This is a genomic window from Aeromicrobium sp. (assembly GCF_014378035.1).
Taxonomy (GTDB): domain Bacteria; phylum Actinomycetota; class Actinomycetes; order Propionibacteriales; family Nocardioidaceae; genus Aeromicrobium.
Genome location: NZ_JACMOM010000330.1, coordinates 1 through 4,921, shown reverse-complemented (window position 1 = coordinate 4,921; position 4,921 = coordinate 1). Strand labels below are relative to the sequence as shown.

Sequence of the window (4,921 nt, the reverse complement as noted above, 5' to 3'; positions counted from 1 at the left end):
TTAGTCACCCGAAGTGGTGTTGACGGTGATCTTCGCGATGCCGACCAAGAGGTCCTCGGTGACGGCGTCGGTCTTGAACGTCGAGTTCAACAGAGCAGCGGCGACCGGTGAGATGAAGACCTTGGTGCCTTCGAGGACCGCCGTGGAGCCCGAAGCCTGGAGCGGCTTGAGCGTGGAGCCGTTCAGGGTGAACAGGTAGGCGCTGTTGACAACGGTCTCGCCGTTGAGTGAAACATCGCCGTAGACACGCGACACGCCGGGATCGACGTTGAGGTTGGTCAGTTCGACCTTGGTGTCGCCGGCTGTCAGGGACAGGCCTGAACCTTCGTGCTGGATCTGGCCGATGACGTAGGGAGATGCCGTGCCGGGCTTGAAGTAGGTGACGTTGCCGCCGGTGATCGGGAAGACCAGCGAACCGTCGGTGAGTTTGGCGTCGCCCGTAACGCCGGGAGTCAACTTGAGCGACGTAAGCGCGTCGGTGAATCCCGTGTCGAGCAGGATTGCCGTGTCTTCGCCGGTGAGTGCGTCAATCGACGCCGCTGGCTTGGCGACCGAAGCCTTGGCCGAAGAGGAACTCACGTTGGAGTCGCTCGTGGAACCGCAGGCTGCCAAGGGCAAAGCCAAAGTTGCTGCGGCAGCAATACCGACGAAAAGTCGCTTGCCCTTCGTGCTGTTCTGGAGGAACTGCATCAGAATCATTCCTTGCGTAGATGGACACAGAGTCAATTGACTTGCTGTCAGGGGTGATTCGCCGCAGTCCACAAAAAGGATTGGTCCGGTTGGTTTCAACTTTTTCTGGAGAGCGAAATGATTCTGGCTGAAGCCGTACCGCCGGGTCAGTCGCTCCCGACTACGGGAGACAATGCCAGCATGCGCCTCATCGATTTGCTGCCCAACGGCACGACCACCGACGAGGACGCCGTGTACGACGCGATTATGAAGTGGGTCGAGGGCCGGGGCCTCACGCTCTACCCGGCGCAGGAGGAGGCCTTGCTCGAGTGCGTCTCGGGTTCCAACGTCATCCTCGCCACCCCGACCGGCTCGGGCAAAAGTCTGGTGGCGACGGGAGCGATGGCCTCGGCTCTTGCACGCGGTGAGTGCAGCATCTACACCGCACCAATCAAGGCCCTCGTCAGCGAGAAGTTTTTCGAGTTGTGCGAAATTTTCGGTGCCGACAATGTCGGCATGGTCACGGGCGACGCCGCGGTGAACGCCGATGCCCCGATCATCGCCGCGACTGCGGAGATCCTGGCCAATATGGCGCTGCGCGAAGGAGCGGATGCGGATATCGGACTGGTTGTCATGGACGAGTTCCACTTCTATGCCGATCCTGATCGTGGCTGGGCATGGCAAGTACCCCTCATCGAGTTGCCGAGAGCACAATTCCTGCTGATGTCGGCAACCCTCGGCGACACGACTCGCTTCGAACGTGACCTCAGCAGGCGCACTGGCCGGTCGACGGCACTGATCGCCTCGACCGATCGCCCCGTGCCCCTGGTTACGGAGTACGTCGCCACCCCGGTGCAAGAGACTCTCGAGCAGCTGATCGAGACCCACCAAGCCCCCGTGTATGTCGTGCACTTCACGCAGGTCTCTGCACTCGAGCGTGCCCAGGCACTCACCAGCATCAAGGTCGCCACCCGTGAAGAACGTGACCTGATCGCCGAGCATCTCGGCGACTTCCGCTTCTCCTCTGCTTTCGGCAAGACGCTCTCGCGGCTAGTGCGCATGGGCATCGGCGTGCATCATGCGGGGATGCTGCCGCGCTACCGACGCCTCGTCGAGACACTTACGCAGGCCGGCCTGCTCAAGGTGGTCTGCGGCACCGACACCTTGGGCGTCGGAATCAACGTACCGATCCGTACGGTGCTTTTCAGCGGTCTGTCGAAGTACGATGGCACCCGGCAACGTCAGCTGCAGGTCAGAGAGTTCCAGCAGATCGCGGGACGAGCGGGGCGGCCCGGCTTCGACACAGTCGGACATGTCGTCGTCCTGGCTCCGGAGCACGAGATCGAAAACATCAAGGCGCTCGGCAAGGCGGGCGACGACCCCAAGAAGCGGCGCAAGGTCGTCCGCAAGAAGCCTCCCGAAGGCTTCGTCTCGTGGGGAGAGGGCACCTTCGATCGGCTCACCACGGGCATTCCTGAAGCGCTTATCTCGCGGATGCGGGTGAGTCACGCGATGGTGCTCGACGTCATCTCCCGCCCTGGCGACGCACTCGCGTCCCTCGAACATCTGCTACGCGAGAGCGACGAACCGGTCGAGGCGCAGGACAAGATGCTGCAGGAGGTGCTCGACATTGTCGAGGCGCTCCTCGCCGGCGGCGTCGTAGAGAGGGTCGATCCGCCCGATGCCGAGGGCAAGACGTTGCGCCTGACCATCGACCTGCAGGCGAACTTCGCGCTCAACCAACCGCTGTCGCCGTTCGCCGTCGCCGCTTTCGACCTGCTGGACCGTGAGTCCCTTACGTATGCCCTCGACGTCGTATCGGTTGTCGAGGCAACCCTTGAGGACCCGCGGCCCGTCATCCGCGCTCAGCAGCACCGAGCCCGGGGAGAGGCCATCGGCGAGATGAAGATGGACGGGATTGAGTATGAGGAGCGGATGGAGCTGCTCGAGGAGATCACTCATCCGAAGCCTCTGCAGGAGTTGCTCGAGGCGGCATACGAGCACTATCGCAAGGGTCAACCCTGGGTCGCCGACCACGAGTTGCGACCGAAGTCGGTCGTGCGGGAGATGTGGGAACGGGCGATGACGTTCTCGGAGTTGATTGGCGATTACGGACTTGCACGGTCCGAGGGTATGGTCCTGCGCTACCTCTCCGACGTTTACAAGACGCTCGGACGCACCGTACCGGCAACTGTGCGCAACGAGGAACTCATCGACCTGACCGAGTGGCTTGGCGAGCTCGTACGCCAGACCGATTCCAGCCTGCTCGATGAGTGGGAGCAACTGATCGCACCGGATGTCGATCCGGCCGAGGTCCGGGCGAAAGCAGACGGGAGTGCGTCGCCGCGTCCAGTCACGGGCAATGTGCGAGCCTTCCGCGTACTGGTGCGTAATGCGATGTTCCGTCGGGTAGAGCTGGCGGCCTTCGGCCGGTGGAGCGCACTGGGAGAGCTCGACCGCGACGAAGGCTGGAACGCCATCGCCTGGTCGGAAGCGATGGCAGCCTATGACGAGGAATATGAGGAGCTCGGCACCGGGCCGGCGGCACGAGGCCCGGACCTGTTCATGGTCGAGGAGGGCCGGGAGACGTGGACCGTGCGCCAGACCTTTGAAGACCCAGCCGGAGACCGGGACTGGGGCATCAGCGCCGAGGTCGACCTCGCGGCCTCCGACGAGGCGGGCGAAGCGGACGACCGCGTGACAGCGGTCGGCCCGGCCTGAGCCCAGGAACGCACAAACCCCGACGGAAGTATGGGTTTCTGGGCACGCACCCGAAATGAAAAATGGACTCTGACCACGTTTCCGCTGGTCAGAGTCCATTTTCTTGTGGTGGGCGATACTGGGTTCGAACCAGTGACCTCTTCCGTGTCAGGGAAGCGCGCTACCGCTGCGCCAATCGCCCGTGATCCCGAAGGACCGCGTCGGTCGTGAGACCTCTTCGAGGTCGAGACGGGATTTGAACCCGTGTAGACGGATTTGCAGTCCGTTGCCTCGCCTCTCGGCCACTCGACCATAAAACAGGTCAGAAACCTGCTCCGAGCGGACAACGAGATTCGAACTCGCGACCCTCACCTTGGCAAGGTGATGCTCTACCACTGAGCTATGTCCGCATGCCTGAAATGATCTTCAGGACGAGACGAAACGATAGCCGATTCGGGGCCGCGAACCCAAACCGGGGTCGCGGTACGGTAACCGTATGCAGGCTTGGGTTAACGGACAACTCCTCGAATCACCCAAAGATCGGGCAATCTCCGTGCTTGATCACGGCATGATCGTCGGTGACGGGGTTTTCGAGACTATAAAAATCGAAGACGGCGCACCGTTTGCCCTGACCAGACACCTTGATCGTCTCGTTACCTCGGCGCATGGTCTGGGCATCGGGAAGCCCGACGTCGGCGCGATCCGAGAAGGCGTCGACGCCACCATCGAGGGTCAGGAAATTGCTTTCGGTCGCATACGTGTCACCGTCACTTCCGGCCTGGGCACGTTGGGCTCGCCGCGCGGCACGCACGGTCTTACGAGCGTTGTCATCACCGAGCCATGCGACCGTCCGCCCGGCGTCAGCACGATCGTCACCGTTCCGTGGCCGCGCAACGAGCGAGGCGCGATCGCCGGCCTCAAGACGACGTCGTATGCCGAGAACGCACTGATGGTCGAACACGCTCTCGCCCGCGACGCATCGGAGGCAGTAATGTCTAACACCGTCGGAATGCTGTGCGAAGGCACCGGCTCCAACATCTTGTATGTCCTCGACGGGCAGCTCATCACCCCGACGCTGGGGTCGGGGTGCCTGGCCGGGGTGACGCGAGCCCTTGTCCTCCAGTGGTGTGCAGATGTCATCGAAAGAGACGACTCCATCGACGTTCTGAAGCGTGCTGATGAGGTGATCCTCGTCGGGACAACCCGCGACGTTCAGGCGATCTCGCGGGTAGATGGGCGCGAATTGCCGGCGCCGGGACCGATCACGGCAAAAGTCCAGGAGATCTGGGCCCGCGAGAGCGTGAAGGACATTGATCCCTGAGTCGCCTGCGTAAGGTCATGCCGAACGTGGCCCAGGGAGCTCGTTCGGGATGACGTTAGGAGGGTGCAGCCTGATTTATGTGCGGGACGGCTAGTGCGTTAGGGTTTTGTTCGCACCACACGGGCGATTGGCGCAGTGGTAGCGCGCTTCGTTCACACCGAAGAGGTCACTGGTTCGAACCCAGTATCGCCCACCCGTATAACCGCACCTGACCGTGTCGAGTTGGCCGTC

At 62.4% G+C, this 4,921-nt stretch carries 3 protein-coding genes and 4 tRNA genes; 3 read left to right on the top strand and 4 right to left on the bottom strand.

All coding sequences use genetic code 11. The features are described 5' to 3' along the window. Positions 1–690: a hypothetical protein gene (locus tag H7290_RS17710; protein WP_290515341.1), complete on the bottom strand. Its 690-nt coding sequence runs from the start codon at positions 688–690 to the stop codon at positions 1–3. A 180-nt stretch (positions 691–870) separates the two neighbouring features. Here H7290_RS17710 and H7290_RS17705 point away from each other — a divergent pair, with 180 nt between their 5' ends. Next, positions 871–3,390 (top strand): RNA helicase, encoded by a 2,520-nt coding sequence (locus H7290_RS17705; RefSeq protein WP_290515340.1) that lies wholly within the window; start codon positions 871–873, stop codon positions 3,388–3,390. Between the two features lie 106 nt (positions 3,391–3,496). On the opposite strand, the gene H7290_RS17700 is transcribed toward H7290_RS17705, so the two are convergent. The 3 genes from H7290_RS17700 to H7290_RS17690 all read right to left on the bottom strand — a co-directional run bounded on the left by H7290_RS17700 (position 3,497) and on the right by H7290_RS17690 (position 3,779). Next, positions 3,497–3,571, bottom strand: a tRNA-Val gene (locus H7290_RS17700). 39 nt (positions 3,572–3,610) lie between these two features. Beyond that, positions 3,611–3,681: transfer RNA gene (locus tag H7290_RS17695), tRNA-Cys, on the bottom strand. A gap of 26 nt (positions 3,682–3,707) precedes the next feature. Further along, positions 3,708–3,779: transfer RNA gene (locus H7290_RS17690), tRNA-Gly, on the bottom strand. Between the two features lie 86 nt (positions 3,780–3,865). On the opposite strand from H7290_RS17690, the gene H7290_RS17685 reads away from it, so the two are divergent. Together H7290_RS17685 and H7290_RS17680 are read left to right on the top strand one after the other, a co-directional pair. Beyond that, complete coding sequence (locus H7290_RS17685; RefSeq protein WP_290515339.1) at positions 3,866–4,690, top strand: aminotransferase class IV; 825 nt, start codon at positions 3,866–3,868, stop codon at positions 4,688–4,690. A 121-nt stretch (positions 4,691–4,811) separates the two neighbouring features. Then, positions 4,812–4,883: transfer RNA gene (locus tag H7290_RS17680), tRNA-Val, on the top strand. Positions 4,884–4,921: the final 38 nt, after the last annotated feature.

Bases quoted from the DNA above. Each gene is read 5' to 3' on its own strand.
- H7290_RS17685 (WP_290515339.1), top strand. From the start codon at position 3,866: ATGCAGGCTTGGGTTAACGGACAACTCCTCGAATCACCCAAAGATCGG.
- H7290_RS17705 (WP_290515340.1), top strand. From the start codon at position 871: ATGCGCCTCATCGATTTGCTGCCCAACGGCACGACCACCGACGAGGAC.
- H7290_RS17710 (WP_290515341.1), bottom strand. From the start codon at position 690: ATGCAGTTCCTCCAGAACAGCACGAAGGGCAAGCGACTTTTCGTCGGT.